This window comes from Coriobacteriaceae bacterium (assembly GCA_025992855.1).
Classification (GTDB): domain Bacteria; phylum Actinomycetota; class Coriobacteriia; order Coriobacteriales; family Coriobacteriaceae; genus Collinsella.
The window spans coordinates 171777-191329 of record DAJPGB010000001.1 but is presented as its reverse complement, the minus strand read 5'-3'; the positions used below and the strand labels follow the sequence as shown (position 1 = coordinate 191329).

Annotated in this window: 14 protein-coding genes and 1 tRNA gene; 7 read left to right on the top strand and 8 right to left on the bottom strand. The window is 57.4% G+C overall.

Going from position 1 to position 19553, the window contains the following annotated elements; translation table 11 throughout:
• Nucleotides 1-346 precede the first annotated feature (346 nt).
• Complete coding sequence (locus tag OIL88_00865; protein ID HJI70942.1) at nt 347-1717, top strand: ATP-binding protein; 1371 nt, start codon at nt 347-349, stop codon at nt 1715-1717.
• A gap of 172 nt (nt 1718-1889) precedes the next feature.
• Here the strand turns inward: OIL88_00865 and OIL88_00860 are convergent.
• From OIL88_00860 to OIL88_00845, 4 genes are all read right to left on the bottom strand, one after another.
• A tRNA-Gln gene (locus OIL88_00860) sits at nt 1890-1964 on the bottom strand.
• A 38-nt stretch (nt 1965-2002) separates the two neighbouring features.
• On the bottom strand, nt 2003-2908 hold the full coding sequence (locus OIL88_00855) for a peptidoglycan-binding protein (GenBank protein ID HJI70941.1): 906 nt from the start codon (nt 2906-2908) through the stop codon (nt 2003-2005).
• 139 nt (nt 2909-3047) lie between these two features.
• Nucleotides 3048-4061: a polyprenyl synthetase family protein gene (locus OIL88_00850; GenBank protein ID HJI70940.1), complete on the bottom strand. Its 1014-nt coding sequence runs from the start codon at nt 4059-4061 to the stop codon at nt 3048-3050.
• Between the two features lie 127 nt (nt 4062-4188).
• Nucleotides 4189-6639 carry a PTS transporter subunit EIIC gene (locus OIL88_00845; GenBank protein ID HJI70939.1) on the bottom strand — a complete coding sequence of 817 codons (2451 nt, stop codon included), beginning with the start codon at nt 6637-6639 and terminating at the stop codon, nt 4189-4191.
• A gap of 224 nt (nt 6640-6863) precedes the next feature.
• Between OIL88_00845 and OIL88_00840 the strand changes: the two genes are divergently transcribed.
• The 5 genes from OIL88_00840 to ugpC all read left to right on the top strand — a co-directional run bounded on the left by OIL88_00840 (nt 6864) and on the right by ugpC (nt 12255).
• The gene (locus OIL88_00840; protein ID HJI70938.1) at nt 6864-7583 is read left to right on the top strand and encodes a GntR family transcriptional regulator; all 720 of its coding nucleotides are present in this window, start codon (nt 6864-6866) and stop codon (nt 7581-7583) included.
• Nucleotides 7584-7889: 306 nt separating this feature from the next.
• Nucleotides 7890-9206, top strand: a complete 1317-nt coding sequence (locus OIL88_00835) for an ABC transporter substrate-binding protein (GenBank protein ID HJI70937.1) — start codon at nt 7890-7892, stop codon at nt 9204-9206.
• 87 nt (nt 9207-9293) lie between these two features.
• Complete coding sequence (locus OIL88_00830; GenBank protein ID HJI70936.1) at nt 9294-10148, top strand: sugar ABC transporter permease; 855 nt, start codon at nt 9294-9296, stop codon at nt 10146-10148.
• Nucleotides 10148-10987: a carbohydrate ABC transporter permease gene (locus OIL88_00825; protein HJI70935.1), complete on the top strand. Its 840-nt coding sequence runs from the start codon at nt 10148-10150 to the stop codon at nt 10985-10987. Before OIL88_00830 ends, OIL88_00825 begins: the two co-directional genes overlap by 1 nt.
• A 68-nt stretch (nt 10988-11055) precedes the next feature.
• Nucleotides 11056-12255, top strand: a complete 1200-nt coding sequence (gene ugpC / locus OIL88_00820) for a sn-glycerol-3-phosphate ABC transporter ATP-binding protein UgpC (GenBank protein HJI70934.1) — start codon at nt 11056-11058, stop codon at nt 12253-12255.
• 455 nt (nt 12256-12710) lie between these two features.
• Here the strand turns inward: ugpC and glgP are convergent, their stop codons facing one another.
• Complete coding sequence (gene glgP / locus OIL88_00815; protein HJI70933.1) at nt 12711-14978, bottom strand: glycogen/starch/alpha-glucan family phosphorylase; 2268 nt, start codon at nt 14976-14978, stop codon at nt 12711-12713.
• 129 nt (nt 14979-15107) lie between these two features.
• Complete coding sequence (gene malQ / locus OIL88_00810; protein HJI70932.1) at nt 15108-16685, bottom strand: 4-alpha-glucanotransferase; 1578 nt, start codon at nt 16683-16685, stop codon at nt 15108-15110.
• Nucleotides 16686-17454: 769 nt separating this feature from the next.
• On the opposite strand from malQ, the gene OIL88_00805 reads away from it, so the two are divergent.
• Nucleotides 17455-17685 carry a hypothetical protein gene (locus OIL88_00805; GenBank protein ID HJI70931.1) on the top strand — a complete coding sequence of 77 codons (231 nt, stop codon included), beginning with the start codon at nt 17455-17457 and terminating at the stop codon, nt 17683-17685.
• A gap of 319 nt (nt 17686-18004) precedes the next feature.
• Here OIL88_00805 and OIL88_00800 read toward each other — a convergent pair whose 3' ends face one another.
• Nucleotides 18005-18187 (bottom strand): hypothetical protein, encoded by a 183-nt coding sequence (locus OIL88_00800; GenBank protein ID HJI70930.1) that lies wholly within the window; start codon nt 18185-18187, stop codon nt 18005-18007.
• 12 nt (nt 18188-18199) lie between these two features.
• Entirely contained in the window at nt 18200-18970 is a 771-nt protein-coding gene (locus OIL88_00795; GenBank protein HJI70929.1) for a radical SAM protein, read from the bottom strand.
• Nucleotides 18971-19553 lie beyond the last annotated feature (583 nt).

Sequence of the window (19553 nt, the reverse complement as noted above, 5' to 3'; positions counted from 1 at the left end):
TTTCACGTCACCTTGCCATACCAGGGTCCCTCTCGCTGTCACGTCCAAAACATCGGGGTTTGTGGCCTTCTTTGCGTGCGGAACTCACGACAAACTTAATGCCCGTCCCGTCGGGGCCACGCGGCACTTGGTTGTTGCATGCAGCTCGCTTTTCGGAACGGGGCTGAATTTGTTGATGTAAGGCGCTCTTGGTCGTTATGGGCCTGGGGCGCCGCTCTTTTGAAGATAGATTTTTGGGATATGCCTGAAAATCTGCTTAACTTCTCGTCCTGTACGAGAAGTTTTGGCTATAACTTCTCGTACAGGACGAGAAGTTATATACTCAAGCTACCGAAAGGAGTATATGATGGCCCCTACTGCTTTGAGTATTGCGGAGATTGTTGCTGAGGCTCGTGCCTTTGAGATTCCTCATGTCATTCATCGCGATGATGTCATCGGAAATCTTCCCGATCCAAAGCCGTTCAATCTTGTTCATATCATCACGGGTATCAGGCGCTGCGGCAAAACGTTCTATGCGTTTCAATGGATTCGTCGCCTTATCGATCGCGGTGTCGATGCCGAGCGTATCTTCTATTTCAATTTTGCTGATGACCGTCTTCGACCGGCGCCGGACACGCTCATGAGCGACATTTTAGAAGAGTATTGGCGGCAGGTTCCCTCGGCGCGAACGAAAGGCTGTTATCTCTTTCTGGATGAGGTGCAGGAGACCGATGGCTGGCAGGGCGTTTGCCAGCGTTTGGCGGAGCACGAGAGCGTAACGCTTGTTATTACCGGATCGTCTTCAAAACTATCTGCCGATGAAATAGCGACGCAGTTTCGCGGTCGCTCGCAAGAGCACGCCATGCATCCGCTTTCATTTCGCGAGTATTGTGCGTTTCATCGCATTGAAACACCGGATATGTCTGCCGGTGCTGGGGTTCCAGCTGTTTCTCCGCGGCAGCGAACTGATCTGGATTCGGCATACGACCGTTATCTTATAGAGGGTGGCTTTCCTGGGGTTCAGGAGCTTGATGCCGGCTCGCGTATTCAGATGCTTCAAGCCTATTTGCGAGATGTTGTTGCACGAGATATTCTCGAGCGGAGCGGGCGCACGGATATCGCTCTTGCCAACCAAGTAGGGCTCTTCTGCCTTCGAAACACGGGTTGCGACCTTTCGGTCAACAGCTTATTGGATGCCTTAAAGTCTGTCGGATATCGAGCGTCATGGGAAAAAATCAACGAGCTCGTTCGCTTGTTTCAGCAGGCTCATCTCATTGGATTGCTTCCGGAGTATTCAACTTCTTTGGCTCCTAAGACAACGACGACGGATAAAGTCTATGCCGTCGATCAGGGAATGGCATATGCAACATCGCGCGCCAATCAACAGGATTTAGGAAAGCGTTTGGAGACAGCGATTTATGCTGAGCTCATGCGCCGCACGGCAAACGGCCGGTTGGAAACGGTGACTTCGTTTACGGCTCCAACGCAAGCGCGAGAAAAAGTCGATTTCTTGGTCGGCGACGCTTTGGCATCGGAACCATACGCGCTCTACCAGGTGACAGTCGATATGACGGCAGAGAAGACGCGCAGGCGTGAAGTCGGTTCCCTTGAGGTTGCTATGGCAAAAACCGGTATCAAGGATGCCAATATTATCACGCTGCGCGAGGCGACCCAGATTGAAACGGAGCATGGCGTCATCGAGGTCATTCCCGCATGGAAATGGTCGCTTGGTCTGTAATGTGATGCCCGGCCCGACGGAGACGCACAGCACGATGCTGATGGCCGGCACTTAGGGACGTTCCTTTAATGCCGGCAGTTTAGGAACGTCCCTAAGTGCCGGGTTCGAATCCCTCCGCTTGCCCACAAGAAAAGCCTCCCGATCGGCTATGCGCTCGAGAGGCTGGTTTCTTTGGCTGGGACGGAGGGATTCGAACCCCCAACAGCCGGCACCAAAAACCGGAGTTCTACCGTTGAACTACGTCCCAATGTGTGGTGTTGCCCAAAAGCAACTCGTCTAGTTTACCTAATCTGCGAGGGCATCGCAAACGCCGTCGAGTAGGCGTACGGCGAGCGTCTGCGCGTCGCTGGCCGTGAAGGTGCCGTTGTAGCGCGTCATGCCCGTGAGCTCAATGCGAATGCGAGCCGGCTTCTGCTGCGCGGCGACATTGGCGGTGCGGATGCGCTGGGCCAGGTTGTGGCACTCGGCGAGGGCAATCGTGGCGCGTGGCGCGGCGTCGGCGGGCAGCTCGTCGCTTGCGATCTCGAGCACCAGGTCAACGTCGGTTGGGACCTCGGAGTCGCAGAGCATCATGCCGCTGTTGTCGGTCGTTGCCGTGGCGATGTTCCACATGCGCGAAGCAACGCTGCGTGCGATGGGGTCCTCACCGATAACGGCGATCTGGAAGCGCTCGAGCACGTTGGCGGCGCGAGCAAAACCGATGCGGGACTCGGCTTCGGTGACCGAGGGCTTGCCCTCCCACACATGGTGCAGGCGGTTGATGTAGGCGTAGGTGTCCTGGAAGGCCATGCCGTCGGCAAACAGGCCGACATTTTCCTGGAACTGCTGCAGGGCGGCCTCGGTATGCGGACCAAAGTAGCCGTCGTCTTCGCCACAGGCAAAGCCCAAAACGTTGAGAGCGCGCTGCAGGGCCTGCACATCGGCGCCATGGAAATTGGGCATGCGCAGATACAGAGTGCGGTCGCCCAGCTTATACGAGGCGTCGACCAGGGCGCTCCAACAGGGGATATCGACGGCATGACCGGCAGCAAGGCCGCTGTCGAGCCTGAAGGTGCTGACGGCCTGCTCGGTGGTGGTGCCAAAGCGCTTGTCGACAACCTCGGCGTCATCGATTGTATAGCCGAGCTGCAGAAGGCGGGACTGAACATCCTCGACGGCTGCTCCCTGCATGCCCGTGGTAATAGGTTCCATGAACGAACCCCTTTCGGCGTACCATTCGTACTATTTTGAGCGTGTGTCGGATAGACAACGCGAGACAATTTATAAACATGCACTCAATAGTGTAGCAACTTGTACCCAAACTCGCTGCCCACAGGTTTTATGACCCCCGCTAGTTAAGACGCTCCACAAAGAAATCTGCCATTGAGAGGAAGAGCTCGCGCGCATGCGGGTCGAGCTCGACGCCTTCGATAGCGGCCTTGGCCTTAGCGGTCAGGTCGAGCGCATAGGTGTGGGCGTAATCGATGGAGCCGGTCTCCTGGAAGATCTCCACGGCGCGTGCGAGCTGCGCAGGGTCCTCGGTGCCCGAGGAAAGGATTGCCTCGATCTCGTCGTGATAGCGCTCGTCTGACAGGGCATGCACGGCAACGAGGGTGCGCTTGCCCTCGGTGATATCGGTGCGGAAGTCCTTGTTGGCGGCCTCCTTGGTGCCGATCAAGTTGAGCAGGTCGTCTTGAATCTGGAAGGCAAGGCCCGTGTGCAGCCCAAAGGCGCGCAGTGCCTCAATCTGCTCTTCGCTGCCGCCGCCGATAATGGCTCCGGCGGCAAGCGGCGTCGCTCCGCTGTAGTACGCGGTCTTGTGCGTCGCCATGTCCAGATAATCGTCGACCGAAATGTCAAAGCGCCCGTCGCGGACCCAGCCCAGGTCGAGCGCCTGGCCCTCGATGGTACGGACGATCATCTCGGTAAGCTCGTGGAGCACGCGAAGCTTCACGTCTGCGTTGAGTGTGGGGTCGTCGAGAACCGTCTTGGTGACCATGGTGAGCGCCAGGTCACCGCAGTTGATGGCAAGACCGGTGCCCTCGGTAAGGTGCATGCAGGGCTTGCCGCGACGAATCTGCCCGTTGTCGGCGATGTCGTCGTGGATGAGTGCGCCCGACTGAAAGTGCTCGATGGCCGCCGCTGCGCTGCGGGCGCTCTCAAAGCTGCCGCCTACCGCAGTGGCGGCGAGCATGCAGATGAGCGGGCGGTGGCGCTTGCCAGCGTTTGCCGTAAATGCCGAGAGCGGGGTATACAGGTAGCGCTCGATATCGGCGGAAGTCGCCTGTCCGTCAAAGAACGTGGCCAGATAGTCGTTAATCTGGTCAAAGTGCTGGGCTAAAAAGCTGGTAAACGGACTGGACACGGGTTCTCGCATTCTTTGATAGGTTGCATCGTTGCATTATGCAGACAACATATTGCCACATTAGGGCGTCGAGCGCGGCGGTTGAAGACGATTGGTCCATGCGGCCGCAAGTGCGGTAGGGGCTTGGCTAGATAAGCCCAAAGTGTTCGAGCGCGGTGACGACGCCGTCGTGGTCGATGCTGTCGGTGACATAGTCGGCCTTTTCCTTGAGGAAGTCCGGCGCATTGCCCATGGCGATACCGACATCGACGGCGTTCATCAGCGAGACGTCATTGCTGGCGTCGCCGATGCCGTATACGGTTCCGTGGTGGGGATCGAGGGCGTCGAGTACGGACTGGATACCCTCGCGCTTGGTGCATTCGCGAGGCGAAATCTCGGTCACTTCGAGCTCGAGCTCGTTAAAGCAGAGCAGCGGCTCAAACGCTTGATCCTGAGCGATGCGGTTGGCAAGCGACGTGGACATTAAGATCTTGTAGGCGCTGTAATGTTGCAGCTGCGTAATTGCATCGCCCACGGTGCGGGCGTATCCCGGGGCGTCGGGCGCATCGGCACTCATGCGAACGACGCCATTGAGTCCCTCAAAACGAATCACTTCGTCCGATTGCTCAAGAATGGGAGCAAGGCGCTGCAGCATGCCGGGCGTCATCGCCAAATCGCGAATCACGTGTCCCTCAAGTTCGACATAGCCACCCGCGAGGCAGACGATGCCGGTCCAGGGCAGCTCGAGCAGCTTTGGATGGATGCAGCTCAGCGTGCGCCCTGTGCAGATAAACGCCATATTGCCCTTGGCGACAAAATCACGGATGGCTTGCGAGACCGCTTCATTGGGATAGGGGGAGAGGTCTCGCTCGCTCTCGGGAAGCTCTTGTGCCACTCGAGGGTCTTGCCAGGCGAGTGTTCCGTCGATATCGAAGAAGCAGATATCGCCGCGCTTATGGGCTGCGCTGGCGGCAGGGGAGGCCGAGGTGGTGGGCACAAATCCCGGCTCGAGGCCCATGATCTGGTCAAAATGCTCTTTAACGCGGGGAACGGAGATGCCGATAATCACCTGGGCGGTCTTGCCCGTAATGATGAGGCCCTTGGCGCCCACCGCGACAAACGACGCATTATCTGCAACGATGGAAGGGTCTGCGACCTCGACGCGCAGGCGCGTGGCGCAGTTGGTTGCGCCCACGATATTGCCAACGCCACCTAAAAGCTGAATTACCCGCTCAGCGAGGACGTGATCTTGATCGGATTGAATACTGACCTCGCCATTGGGAGATTGTTCTTTGACAAAGCCGCTTCCCGTTAAACGATCGATTGCCGCGCGATTGGAGGCATGATTCTCGCGGCCCGGCGTCTTAAGGTCATAGACCAAGATGAGTGCTCGAAAACTAACAAAAAAGATGAGGCTAAAGGCAAGACCGATACCGAGCGCCAAAAGGTAGGAGCCGGCATGCATTCGCATGAGTGGGATGAAGTTGAAGGCCGTCATTTCCATGAGACCGCCCGAGAAGATGCCGACGATGCCAAAGAAGTTCATGGTCATGGCAAGGCAGGAGGATAGGACGGCGTAGAGCAAAAAGAGTCCGGGATAGGTGAACATAAAGAGAAACTCGAGCGGCTCGGTGACGCCGCAGACCACCGAGGCGACGATGGCGGGCAAAAGGATGACTTTAAGGCCGGCGCGGCGTTCGGGTTTGGCGGTGAAATAGAATGCTGCCGCGATGGCGGGAAGGCCAAAGAGCTTGCCCCAGCCGGTGGCGGTAAAACCTGCCCAGGGCGCAAGTTCATTTAAAGGGCGCGTGCTATGGGAGAGAATGGGGAGCAGGTTGGTCCACGTGGCGTAAATACCGTCGTGAATGACCAGATTGTCGTAATAGATGGGCATATAGAGCAGGTGGTGCAGCCCCATGGGCTCGAGTGCTCGCTCCAAAAACACAAAGATGCCCACGCCGAAGGGGCCGACGCCCGCAAGTGCGTGGCGCAGCGTTTCGGTCACAGCGTATGCGAAAGGCACGATGGCGGCCGAGATGGCGGCAAGGGCAAACACGGCAAAAAAGCTGATGAGGTAGACCAGCGAGGAACCCGAGAAGGTGCCGAGCCAATCGGGAACCTTGGCATCGTAGAAGCGGTCATGGATCGCGACGACGGTTGCCGACACCGCCAGCGGGCCGATAATGCCGGTGTCGAGCGTCTTGATGCCGTCGATGACGGTGATGCCGCTAGCGGAGGTCAAAAACGACGGGTACTTAAGCCCAAGGTTGTCTCCGCTCAGCTTAATGATCTCGCTCAAAAAGAAACAGTAGGCAAAATAGGCTACGAGCGCCTCGAGGCAGCAGCGTGCCGGTTGCTTTTGGGCAAGGCCGATAGGCAGCGCTACGGCAAAAAGGAGTGGAAGGCGCTTAAAGACCGTCCACGAGCCGCGCTGAATGATAGTCCAGAAAACGTACCAGGGGGTTCCGTATACGGCGAGGTCGCCGACGATATCCACGGTCGTTGCGAGGGCGGAGATGCCGACCATGAGGCCTGATATAGAAAACAGCATGGCGGGCGCGAACATGGCTCCGCCAAAACGTTGGATTTTCTGCAGCATAATATGCCTTTCGGATGTAACATGCTGTGCGAGCAAGAACGTTTAAACAATGAACTCATTGTAGAGGACTGGCTGCTTGCCGCATTGACGGTTTTGATTCGGTCCGATTTGGGTTTCGGGGGAACCGTCGACGGAAAATAATCCGTGCTTTACCGATAATCGGTTTAAACAACTTTAAGAAATGCTATCGTGCCTAGCCATACATATTCATTAGAGGTGAAATCATGCCAAAAGCGATTTACGAAGGAATCTACCGCGAGATCCGTTCGCGCATCATCAACGGGACCTATGCGTTTCAGGAGATGCTGCCAACCGAAGCCGAGCTGACCGCGGAGTTTGGCTGCACGCGCAATACCGTTCGACGCGCCTTGAGCATGCTGGCCGACCAGATGTTTGTGCAGCCTATACACGGTAAGGGCGTGCGCGTTATTTGGCTTAAGGGCGAAACCGACATGCTGGGCGCACTCGAAGAGGTTGAGTCGTTTGGCGAGTTCGCAAAACGCAACAATGCCGTCGCATCGACCGAGGTCAAGTCTTTTGAACATTTGATTTGCACTGAGCAACTCTCTCGTCGCCTGGGCTTTAAGGTGGGCGAGGAGCTGATTCGCGTAGTGCGTGTCCGAAGCCTCAACGGCAGCGCGCGCCAAGTGGACCATGGCTACTTTTTGGCGTCGATCGCCAAAGGCCTGACCCCCGAGATCGCGGCGGATTCTATCTACGGCTATCTGGAGCACAAGCGCGGCGTCAAAGTGATGGCGAGCCGTCGTACGGTGAGTGTCGAGCTCGCCAACGATGAAGACTGCAGCTATCTGGACCTTGGCAAGTACAACTGCGTCGCCGTTATGGAGAGCCAGTCGTACACCTCGGACGGCATCTTGTTCGAGGTCACGCATGCCCGCACACACCCCGAGATCTTCCATTACCGCGTCAATTCCAAGCGATAGCCGGCTAGCTCGCAGCCTGACGAGACTCATGCCCTCAAAGCGAAAACGCCCGGTCAAACCGACGATGCATCGGCTTGATCGGGCGTTTCCTCTGCATTCGATAACAAATAATTGTTTATACAAAACTTGTCAAGTATCAAGTCGAAATTACCGTTCACCGAAGTTTTTCTACCGCTCTAGTAATACTTGTTCAAACAACTAGCCAAATAGCGTATTGTACAAGTCAGCAAAAGGGGCAAAGTCCCCGAGCCAATCTCCGAAGGCGGCGGCAAAGGGTGCCGCCACGGTGTGAAAGGGTGGATTGTAATGAAGAACGAAATGAGCAGAAGGCAGTTCCTGGGCTTTGCTGGTTCCGCGGCTGCGGTTCTTGGTCTGGGCCTCGTGGGCTGCGGTGGTTCTGCCGGCTCTGGCTCCTCTGCTTCTGGTGACGCTGCCGAGGTCTACTTCCTCCAGTTCAAGCCCGAGGTCGACAAGGAGTGGAAGGAGATCGCCAAGGCGTACAAGAAGGAGAAGGGCGTCGAGGTCAAGATCGTGACCGCCGCCTCCAACACCTACGAGGAGAAGCTCAAGTCCGAGATGTCCAAGAGCTCCGCTCCGACGCTGTTCCAGGTCAACGGCCCCACCGGCCTTAAGAACTGGAAGGACTACTGCGCCGATCTTTCCGACACCAAGCTCCGCGGCGAGCTCATCGACGACTCCCTGGCGCTGCAGTCCGACGGCAAGGATCTGGGTATCGACTGGGTTCAGGAGAGCTACGGCATCATCTACAACAAGGAGCTCCTCGAGAAGGCCGGCTACAAGGCCGAGGACATCAACTCCTTCGACAAGCTGAAGGCTTGCGCCGATGACATCCAGGCCCGCAAGGACGAGCTCGGCGTTGACGGTGCCTTCACTTCCGCCGGTATGGATGACTCCTCCAGCTGGCGCTACACCACGCACCTCGCCAACCTCCCGCTCTACTACGAGTTCGAGAAGGAGCACAATCAGGAGGACGACGAGATCAAGGGCGAGTATCTCGACAACTTTAAGCAGATCTTCGACCTGTACATCACCGACTCCACCTGCGATCCTTCGCAGCTCGCCTCCAAGACCGGTGACGACGCCACCAACGAGTTCGCAACCGGCAAGGCCGTCTTCTATCAGAACGGCTCTTGGGCCTACGCCGACCTCACCAAGGCCGGTATGACCGACGACCAGCTCGGCATGCTGCCGATCTACATCGGCGTCGACGGCGAGGAGAACCAGGGCCTGTGCTCCGGCGGCGAGAACTACTGGTGCGTCAGCTCCCAGGCTTCCGAGGATGCCCAGAAGGCCACCGAGGACTTCATGTATTGGTGCGTCACTTCTGACACCGCCACCAGCATCATCGCTGACAAGATGGGTCTGACCGCCCCGTTCAAGAGCGCTAAGGAGACCACCAACGTCTTCTCTCAGCAGGCCGTTGCTATGGCCAAGGACGGCAAGAAGACCGTCGCTTGGGACTTCGTTTACATCCCCTCCGAGGAGTGGAAGAAGAACCTCAAGCAGGCTCTCATCGCTTATGCTGCCGACAACACCAAGTGGGACGGCGTCAAGAACGCCTTCGTCGATGGCTGGAAGACCGAGAAGGCTGCTTCCGAGTAAGCAGTTGCTGCCCAAGCTATCTGATTAGCGACAGGGGGCGGGCAGACGTAGGTTTGCCCGCCCCCTGCATATTGAAAGGACCCTTCTATGGGCAAAGCACTCAAGCGCTGGTGGCCGCTCTTTATGCTGCCCACGTGCCTGGCGTTTATGATCGGGTTCGTGATTCCCTTTATCCAGGGTTTCTATCTCTCGTTCTGCCAGTTTATTACCATCAATAACGCGCACTTTGTCGGTATCGAGAACTACGTGCGCGCGCTGTCCGATCCGCAGTTCTCCACGTCGTTCTTCTTTACCGTGGCGTTTGCCTTCCTGTCGACGGTGCTCATCAACGTGATCGCGCTGGCCATTGCGCAGGCGCTCACTCGCAAGGCGCTCAAGGGCACCAACATCTTCCGTACGATTTTCTTTATGCCTAACCTGATTGGCGGCATTGTACTGGGTTACATTTGGCAGATTCTGATCAACTGCCTGCTCTCCAACGTGGGTGCCCAGCTTATCGCCCTCAACTCCGCCGCTGGCTTCTGGGGCCTTATCATCCTGACCCTGTGGCAACAGGTCGGCTACATGATGATCATCTACATCGCCGGTCTGCAGTCCATTCCGTCTGATTACATCGAGGCCGCCAAGGTCGACGGCGCTACGGCATGGCAGACGTTTTGGAAGGTTAAGATCCCCAACCTGATGCCGACCATCACCATCTGCCTGTTCCTGTCCATCACCAACGGCTTTAAGCTGTTCGACCAGAACCTCGCCCTTACCGGTGGCGCCCCGGCGCACTCCACCGAGATGCTCGCCCTGAACATCTACAACACGTTCTATTCGCGTGCTGGCATCGCATGGCAGGGCATCGGTCAGGCCAAGGCAGTTATCTTCTGCATCCTGGTTGTCGCTATTTCTATGATCCAGCTTAAGGCCACGAGGTCCAAGGAGGTGCAGCAGTAATGAAACGCGATAAGGCTATCAACCGCGCGCTCTCGATCTTCTTTACGATTCTGTCGCTCGCATGGATCTACCCCGTGTTCATGATTGCGCTCAATTCCTTTAAGAAAGCGACCGCAATCAGCACCACCACGGCGTTCGATCTGCTCACGCCCGAGACGTTCAACGGCCTCGCAAACTACGTGCACGCTCTGAACGAGCAGGGCTTTGCCTCGGCGTTTATGTACTCTCTTATCATCACGGTCACGTCGGTCGTGCTGATTCTGGTGTGCTGCTCCATGTGCGCTTGGTACGTGGTGCGCGTCAACAGCAAGATCTCGAACTTCTTCTATTACCTGTTCGTCTTCTCGATGGTCGTACCGTTCCAGATGCTCATGTTCACGCTGTCCAACCTCGCGGACCGCATCGGCTTTAACACGCCGTTTAACATCTGCTTCATCTACCTCGGTTTTGGCGCGGGCCTCGCGGTCTTTATGTTCGCCGGCTTCGTCAAGAACATCCCGCTCGAGATTGAGGAAGCGGCCATGATTGACGGCTGCAACCCGGTCCAGGTGTTCTTTAAGATCGTTCTCCCCATTATGAAGCCCACCTATCTTTCGGTCGGCATCCTTGAGACCATGTGGGTCTGGAACGACTATCTGCTGCCCTACCTTACGCTCGACTCCACCAAGTACAAGACCATTCCTATCTTGATCCAGTACTTCCGTGGCGGCTATGGCCACGTCGAGCTCGGCCCCATGATGGCCTGCATCATGATGGTCGTTGTCCCCATCGTCATCATGTACATCTTCTGCCAGAAGTACATCATCGACGGTGTGGTGGCAGGTGCCGTCAAGGGCTGATGCCGTAACTGTTTTGCAAGTTTTGGCGGCGCCCCTCAGCGCGGCGCCGCGTATCGAAAGGTAGAGACATGGCCGAGATCGTTCTCAAACATGTTCAGAAGGTGTATCCCAACAACGAGTCAAAAAAGAAGGGCTTCTTTGGCAAAAAGAAGAAGACCGAGGAGAAGAAGCACAACCTCAAGGTTACCGAGGACGGTGTGCTCGCTGTAGAGGACTTCAACCTCACCGTTCACGACCAGGAGTTCATCGTCCTCGTTGGCCCCTCTGGCTGCGGTAAGTCCACGACGATGCGCATGGTCGCCGGCCTAGAGGACATCACCTCCGGCGACGTGCTCATCGACGGCAAGCGCGTCAACGACGTGGCGCCCAAGGACCGCGACATCGCCATGGTGTTCCAGAGCTACGCTCTGTACCCCAATATGACGGTGTACGAGAACATGGCGTTTACGCTTGAGCTCAAGAAGGTCCCCAAGGACGGGATCGACCGCAAGGTTCGCTCCGCTGCCGAGATCCTGGGCATCACCGAGTACCTCGACCGTAAGCCCAAGGCGCTTTCGGGCGGCCAGCGTCAGCGCGTCGCCATCGGCCGCGCCATCGTGCGTGATCCTAAGGTCTTCCTGATGGACGAGCCGCTGTCCAACCTGGACGCCAAGCTGCGTAACCAGATGCGTGCCGAGCTCATCAAGCTGCGCCACGAGATCAAGGGCACGTTCATTTATGTTACTCACGACCAGACCGAGGCTATGACCCTCGGCGACCGCATCGTGGTCATGAAGGACGGCGTCGTCCAGCAGATCGCCACGCCGCAGGAGGTCTTCAACCATCCCGCGAACATCTTCGTCGCCGGCTTCATCGGCGTGCCGCAGATGAACTTCTTCGATGCCCAGCTGGTGCGCTCGGGCAACGGCTTTACCGTCAAGACCGAGGATATGAACGTGGCGCTCGCCCCCGAGACCTGCGCTCAGCTTGCCCTCAACTGGGACGGCGGCGACGTGAAGGAGATTACGGCCGGCGTGCGTCCCGAGCAGATTCTGCTTGCCGACAAGGGCGAGGAGGGTGCGCTCCAGGGTACCGTCGAGGTGACCGAGCTCATGGGTTCGACCGAGCATGTCCACGTGACCGCTCCCGATGGCCAGTTCGTCCTGATCATTCCCGTTGTCGACCTTGAGGCCAAGGGTGCGCTCAAGGCGGGCGACCCCATCTGGTTCAAGTTCGAGAAGAACGCGACCCACCTCTTCGATAAGGTATCTGGCAAGAACCTTATCTAGGCCCGGTGCAACCAGGCCCTCCCTTTGGGCGACTGCGGCTTTGCCATCCTTTTGCCGCGGTCACATATAAGGCTCCCCTCCCGTCCACTGGGCGAGAGGGGAGCCTTTCTTTGTGTTGGGACTGTCTGACCGGTCGTTTGTCTCGATCTGTAACGGATAGGGCCGATTTCGGACGTTAGATGTTACAGATCGAGACGGTTCCGCTGAGCTAACCATTTCATCTAAATCTGTAACACCAAAGGCGAATTTCACCTGCTAGATGTTACAAATTGAGATAAACCCAAGGGGAGGGGCCGGTATGTCTCAATCTGTAACAGCTGGGACCGTTTTGGTTGAGTAGTTGTTATGGATCGAGATTGTTTGGCCGAGTCGGATCACAGGGTAACGTGCGGGCACAAAAAACGGAGCCGCGTTGCCGTGGCTCCGTTTTCAAGAGGATGGGCGATGAAACCGAATTAGCTCAGGTGCCAGATCTCGTCGTTGTACTGGGAGATCGTACGGTCGGACGAGAAGGTGCCGGCGTTGGCGATATTGATGAGCGCCTTGCGCATCCAGGCGTCCTGGTCCTCGTAGTCGGCCAGCACGCGCTCCTTGGTCTGGATGTACTCCTCAATGTCGAGCAGGGCCATAAACCAGTCCTTGCCCTTAATGTCGTCGTGCAGGCGCTGCAGGCGCTCGGCGTTGCCGGTTGCCATAAAGGCCGGGTTGGTGATGAAGTCCACCAGCAGTTTAATTCCGGGCTTGCGGTAGAGCGCACCGGCGTTGTAGGTGCCGTCGGCGTAGAGCTGCTCGACCTGTTTGGACGAGGCACCAAAGGTATAGATGTTCTCGTCGCCCACGAGCTCGGCAATCTCCACGTTGGCACCGTCGAGCGTGCACAGGGTTAGGGCGCCGTTGAGCATGAACTTCATGTTGGAGGTGCCGCTCGCCTCCTTGGAGGCCAAGCTGATCTGCTCGGAGATGTCAGCGGCGGGAATCACGCGCTCGGCGGCGGTGACGTTGTAGTTCTCGATCATGACAACCTGCAGGTAGGGAGCCACGTCGGGGTCGTTTGCAATCCACTGCGACAGCGTCAGGATCAGATGGATGATGTCCTGCGCGATAGTGTAGGCAGGCGCCGCCTTGCCGCCAAAGATGATGGTGACGGGGTGCTTAGGTCTGTTGCCGTTCTTGATATCGAGGTACTTCCAGATGATGTAGAGCGCGAGCATCTGCTGACGCTTGTACTCGTGGATGCGCTTGACCTGGACGTCGATGATGGCGTTGGAGGGAATGGTCACGCCCTGCTCGAGCGCCATGAACTGGCGCATGATGGCCTTGGCCTCGACCTTGGTGGCGGCCAGGCGCTCAAGAACGTCCTTGTCGTCGGCGAACTTGGCGAGTTTGCTCAGATCGCCGGTGCTGCGCCAGTCGGTGCCGATTACATCGTCGAGCAGGCTGGCGAGCGCGGGGTTGGCTCCATGGATCCAGCGGCGGAAGGTGATGCCGTTGGTCTTGTTGGAGAACTTCTCGGGATAGATTTCGTAGAACGGATGAAGCTCGGTGTCCTCCAAGATCTTGGTGTGGAGGGCGGCTACGCCATTGATGGAGAAGCCAAAGTGGATGTCCATGTGGGCCATGTGGACGGTGTCGTATTCGTCGATGACGGCGACGCGCGGGTCATCGTGCTCGGCCTTCGCGATCTCATCGAGCTTGACGATAATGTCGGCGATGGCAGGGGAGACCTTCTGCAGGCTGACGAGCGGCCACTTCTCGAGCGCCTCGGCAAGAATCGTGTGGTTAGTGTAGGCGACCATGGAGCGTACGATGGTCACGGCCTCGTCAAACTCGATGCCATGCTCGGTGGTGAGCAAGCGAATGAGCTCGGGGATGACCATGGTGGGGTGCGTGTCGTTGATCTGGACCACGGCGTAGTCGGCCAGATCGTGCAGGTTGCTGCCGCGCTCGACGGCCTCGTCGATCAGGAGCTGGGCGGCGTTGCTCACCATGAAGTACTCCTGGTAGATGCGAAGCAGGCGGCCCTGCTCATCGGAATCATCCGGATAGAGGAACAAGGTGAGGTTCTTGGCGATCTTCGTCTTGTCGAAGTCGATGGAGCTGCCGGGGACCAGGCCGTCGTCGACGCTCGCCAGGTCGAACAGACGCAGGCGGTTCTTGGTGGGCTGGCCGTAACCGGGCACATCGATGTTGACGAGCTTGGAGGTGACGGCAAAATCGCCAAACTCGACGGTGTAGGAGCGGTCGTCATCGATCAGGATGTCCTGCTCGCTAAGCCACTCGTCGGGGACGGCCTTTTGCTGGTTGTCGGCAAAGCGCTGACGGAACAGGCCGTAATGGTAATTGAGGCCCACACCGTCACCGGTAAGGCCCAGCGTGGCAATGGAATCCAGGAAGCACGCGGCCAGACGGCCCAGGCCGCCGTTGCCGAGCGACGGCTCGACCTCGAACTCCTCGATCTTGTTGAGGTCGTGGCCTGCGGCGGTGAGCTGGTCCTTAACCTCGTCGTAGATGCCAAGGTCGATCATGTTGTTGATGAGCAGTTTGCCAATCAAAAACTCAGCAGAGATGTAGTAGAGCTTTTTCTTGCCATTGTTGAGCGGGCAGGCGGCGGAGCGCTCCTGTACGAGCTTGACCAGCAGTTTGTAAATGCGGCGGTCATCGAGTTGCTCGAGCGAAGTTCCAAAGGACTGCTCGGTAAGATCCGCAAGATCGATACGGGGCATGTTTCCTCCTGTGGTGAGTTGTCTACATGTCAGTAATTCAAAAGAAGCCCGCGCGAGGGGATTGGGGTGGCCTCGCGCGGGAAAAGCAAGCGCGTCCGCACGGTGGGGAGGGGTTGGGCGCGGTAGCTCCTATTGAGGAAGCTCGATTTCGGCTTCCGACGGGATGCGGAAGTAGGTCTCGGTCCAGTCGGTGAGTTTATGCTCGAGTTCGCGGGTGATGGCGCCATCAAGCATGCGCCAGGTCCAGTTGCCGCCCAGAGTGGCGGGGGTGTTGATGCGCGCCTCGTTGCCCAGATTGAGCAGGTCCTGCATGGTGTAGATGCAGGTATCGCTCACGCTGGCGGCGATGGTGCGGTTGAGCGCGTCGGCCATGGACTCGCCTGCCTGCTGGTGGGTATACAGGGCCGCCTGCTCGCGCTGACGCGGGGTGGCCGTTCCCTCATACCAGCCGCGTGCCGTTTCGTTGTCATGCGTTCCGACGTAGGCGACGGTGTTGGCAATGTAGTTGTGCGGCAGGTAGTACGAGTTGGTGCCCTCAAAGGCAAACTGCAGGATCTTCATGCCAGGGAAGCCCGTGGTGTCGCGCATGTCGATGACACCAGGGGTAAGAAAGCCCAGGTCTTCGGCAATGATGGGAAGCGTGCCGAGCTTCTCCTCGAGCACCTTGAAGAGCTTGAGGCCGGGTCCCTGCGTCCACGAACCGTAGGACGAATCGGGAGAGGAGAAAGGCACCTCCCAAAATGCCTCGAAACCGCGGAAGTGGTCCAGACGGATGATGTCGTACATGTCGAGGGCGGCTCGGATGCGGCCTTCCCACCAGGAGAAGTCGTCTGCTTCCATGGCGTCCCAGTCGTAGATGGGGTTGCCCCAATACTGGCCGGTGGCCGAGAACTGGTCGGGCGGCGTGCCGCCGACGCTCACGGGATTGCCGGCGGCGTCGATCTTAAAGAGCTCAGGTGTCGCCCACATCTCGACGGAGTCACGCGAGACATAGATGGGCAGGTCGCCGATGATGAGAATGTCGCGCTCGTTGGCATAGGCCTTGAGGCGGCTCCACTGGCGATCGAAGAAGTGCTGCGTCATCTGGTGGTAGAGCATGCGCTCGGGATGGGCGGCGCAGATCTTGTTGGATGCCTCGCCGCGGCGGCGGAGCTCCTCGGGCCACTCCCAAAAGGCCTTGAGCCCGCACTCCTCCTTTACGGTCATAAACTCGCAGTAGGGAATGAGCCAGTCCTCGTTTGCCTGGATAAAGTCGTCGAAATCGGCCGGTTTATTCGCGGCGAAGCGCTCGGCGGCGCGGTCGAGGATTTGGCGGCGGCCAGCAAAGATAGCACCGTAGTCGACATTGCTGGGATCGGAGCCCAGGTACACGCCGTCGATATCGCGCTGCTCCAGATACCCGGCTTCGATAAGCTCGGCAAAGTCGATAAAGTTGGGGTTGCCTGCGCGGGCCGAGAACGACTGATAGGGCGAATCGCCATAGCTGGTCGTCGTAAGGGGCAGAATCTGCCAGTAATGTTGTTTGCACGAGGCGAGGAAATCGACGAAGTCGTAGGCGTTCCAGCCAAAGCCGCCGATTCCGTATGGTCCGGGCAATGACGAAACGGGCATCAGAACACCGCTTGCACGCTCCATGGATGCACTCACCGTCCTTTTGAATAAGGGGCTGCGCCGTAGATGGATAGACGGCTCGTCCCGAGTTTCCATTTCTATTGTCCCTATTGTAGAACATGTTGTTTAAACATGTATATAGAGAATGAAAAAGTTGCCGAATTTCGGTGAATGGTAGTGCGCCATAAAGACGATATGAGCAGAACAATGTGAGCCCCTGCTTCGTATCGTCTTTTGATTCGTGGGCCAAGGCTGACAATGGTCGTCGTCATTAAAATCCGGCAGCCAGCCAGGTTGCCACAATGCGAGACTGGCTCACAATGCCACATGTTGCCTCTATTGGCCTTGAGGTGCACGCCCGCAGCATCAAAGGATGCGCCTTCAATCCGTTCACGGGCGAGATCGGCGGGAAGCCCCTTCTCCTACGACCCCGCCTCCGTCGCCGACTCGATCCTTTCTATCGAGTCGCCCGGGGCAGTCTACGAGTCCGGCGTCACCGGCTTTCCCTTCTGCAGGGAGCCGCGCTGCCTCGGCGTGGACTGCGTCATCGGCGCGGTCTCCAAGATGCAGAGGCCCGCGGCCGACAAGCGACGCAAGACCGACAAGCGCGACGCCGAGTTTTCGGCCAAGCAGCTCGCACTGCACGAAATCGTCGAGGTCCACGTCCCCGACTGCGAGTGCGAGGGCGCCAGGGACCTCTCCCAGGCCCCCGCCGATGCCCGGGAGAGGTTACCGTGTTACCGTCAAGCAGCGCCTCTCCAAGTACCTGCCCAGGAATGGGCAGTGCCACCCCGGCGGAGACGACCAGAGAAGGAGGCTCGGGACGTGGACCAGGGCGCACTGGGCCTGGATCGAAGCCGCGGAGATGGCCGACCCCACGGCCCAGCAGACCCTCGACTGCTATAAGGAGCGCGTCAAGCGGGCGGTAGACGAGAAGAAGGACCTGGAATCCAAGGTGGAGTCCCAGTCGGAACAGCCCCGATGGAAGCCGACGATGGACGTGCTCAGCTGCATGAAGGGCATCGACGTCGTCATCTCCGCTGTTAGTGTTAGTGTATTTTTCACCGTTCAGTTTAATGCTACCACTGACAGTTGAAACGCCTGTGGAAGGGATAGCCTTGTTGGACGGGGACTATTCGTGATAGTATCGCGCCGCAACATCGAGGCGCGAATCGCCCATGTGGTGGCAGTGCGAGTTTCGTGAGGTGTGGTGTGGACGGGACGCAGCGTTTTATGGGTCTGGCCGGTCCGACTGGTGTGCAGTTCTGTCGGGCCGGCCGAGATTGGTGAAGAGATCGCGTTGTTGAATGAGCGAATTTTACAAGCAGCTCTTCAAGGCGCTCTGGGCGTTGGCTAGGGCTGCGCAGTCAATCGCATGCAGCGATAGGCGAGGTGATTGCTCGATGGGTTGGCGACTAGTTTTGTGCCGTACTTGCCCCGGTGCCGTCGTTATCTGCCGAGTACCAGAATGCGTAGGCCGCAACGACGGCATCGTAGACGGCTGCAACTACGTTATCCACGACGGCTGCGAAGTTGACTACAACGGGAATGGGGCCGGTTTTGGAATCCATCTTCTCTACTTCTGGGGTCTCGTACATGGGAACATCTCCTTAGAGTTGGGACAGGACGCTCAGGTCGCCTAGATCGTCATCGATTAGGTCGATATAGAGGTCGCCGTCCATATTGATGTCTGCAATCAACGATGAGATCTCTTCCATCTCGTCAATCGAGTGCATGCGATTGGCCAACGCGGTAATAACGGGTTTATCCCAAACGGTTGCCATTCCGGCATCGTAGTATTCCTGAAGACTGTGTTTGCGAACGTTTCCAATGATGAGAGGTATATAGGGGGATACGACGATATCGCCATTGGCGTGGATGGCCACTTGGTCAAATTGCATCTGCAGCTGGGGGAATCTGACCAAGTGGTCGATGGGGTCGCCCCACTCAAGCATGAAGTAGCCTCGATAGTCCGGATCGTATCGAAGGTCGTTGATCGTGTTGACTAGCCGACGGTATTGATTATTCGAAGGGCGAATCGTGCGGTTTCTTCGGGCTCTACCGAGGAGCATGAGCGGCTGAACTCTAAGGTCAATTCGGTCAGTTCTACCCGACGATTTCAGCTTGTCTCGAAGCATCGTGCAAACTGGTTTGAAATCGTCGACATTGAACGATGTCGGACAAAAGGCAATTGAAAGGTGCAGTGAGGCTTCGTTCAGCGTGATATCGATGGCGTCGAGCACCCGGTCGTATAATCCCGAGAGTCCTCGCATATGTTCGTGAGAATCGCGTAGGCCATCGAGGCTAAACTGTATGCCGTTTAAACCGGCGCGTTCGAGCTCATGCAAAGTATTTGAGTTTGCGAGCAGACCGTTTGACACGAGGTTGCATTTGACGCCAGATGCGCTGAGCCGCCGCAAGGATTCGATGACAAGGAGTGGACTTGAGTGATGGCGATGTCGGACGTTATAGTTCCAATGGTGGGGTCATGCCTGCTGCTGGTGTTCGGAATAATGATGTATCGAGGCAAGCTCACGGGATTGCTTGCTGGAATGTCATCGCTATCGGGAGGGCGTTTAGAGGAGGAAAAGCGGACGGCCGAGTCTCTAGGCACAAACCGAGCGGTGGGGGCGGTTATAGTTTTCTCCGCAATATGTCTCCTTTTTTCGTCCCTTTTTCCGGACAAAAGGGCGATTTTCGGTCTGATGGTGGCTGCCGTAATAATCGCCGCACTTGCCTATGTAAATAGGGAGTCTATTCGTATGTATATCAAGGCGAAACGGAATCCTGGGCATCGCAACCCGCGATAGTGTTTTGCGAGGATTAACAATAAGGAGTGTATGGGAGCGATTAAGCGGCGAACTAATTCAGTTTTGGATAAAAGGTCGCTTGATGGGGGCTGGCATGTTTAAGAAGACGGTTAACGAGTTATTTCGCTGTAAAGGGTCGCGGCTTTTCGTGATT

Bases quoted from the DNA above. Each gene is read 5' to 3' on its own strand.
- malQ (HJI70932.1), bottom strand. From the start codon at position 16,685: ATGGAAACTCGGGACGAGCCGTCTATCCATCTACGGCGCAGCCCCTTA.
- OIL88_00855 (HJI70941.1), bottom strand. From the start codon at position 2,908: ATGGAACCTATTACCACGGGCATGCAGGGAGCAGCCGTCGAGGATGTT.
- ugpC (HJI70934.1), top strand. From the start codon at position 11,056: ATGGCCGAGATCGTTCTCAAACATGTTCAGAAGGTGTATCCCAACAAC.
- OIL88_00825 (HJI70935.1), top strand. From the start codon at position 10,148: ATGAAACGCGATAAGGCTATCAACCGCGCGCTCTCGATCTTCTTTACG.
- glgP (HJI70933.1), bottom strand. From the start codon at position 14,978: ATGCCCCGTATCGATCTTGCGGATCTTACCGAGCAGTCCTTTGGAACT.
- OIL88_00835 (HJI70937.1), top strand. From the start codon at position 7,890: ATGAAGAACGAAATGAGCAGAAGGCAGTTCCTGGGCTTTGCTGGTTCC.
- OIL88_00840 (HJI70938.1), top strand. From the start codon at position 6,864: ATGCCAAAAGCGATTTACGAAGGAATCTACCGCGAGATCCGTTCGCGC.
- OIL88_00830 (HJI70936.1), top strand. From the start codon at position 9,294: ATGGGCAAAGCACTCAAGCGCTGGTGGCCGCTCTTTATGCTGCCCACG.
- OIL88_00805 (HJI70931.1), top strand. From the start codon at position 17,455: ATGGCCGACCCCACGGCCCAGCAGACCCTCGACTGCTATAAGGAGCGC.
- OIL88_00865 (HJI70942.1), top strand. From the start codon at position 347: ATGGCCCCTACTGCTTTGAGTATTGCGGAGATTGTTGCTGAGGCTCGT.
- OIL88_00845 (HJI70939.1), bottom strand. From the start codon at position 6,639: ATGCTGCAGAAAATCCAACGTTTTGGCGGAGCCATGTTCGCGCCCGCC.
- OIL88_00800 (HJI70930.1), bottom strand. From the start codon at position 18,187: ATGTACGAGACCCCAGAAGTAGAGAAGATGGATTCCAAAACCGGCCCC.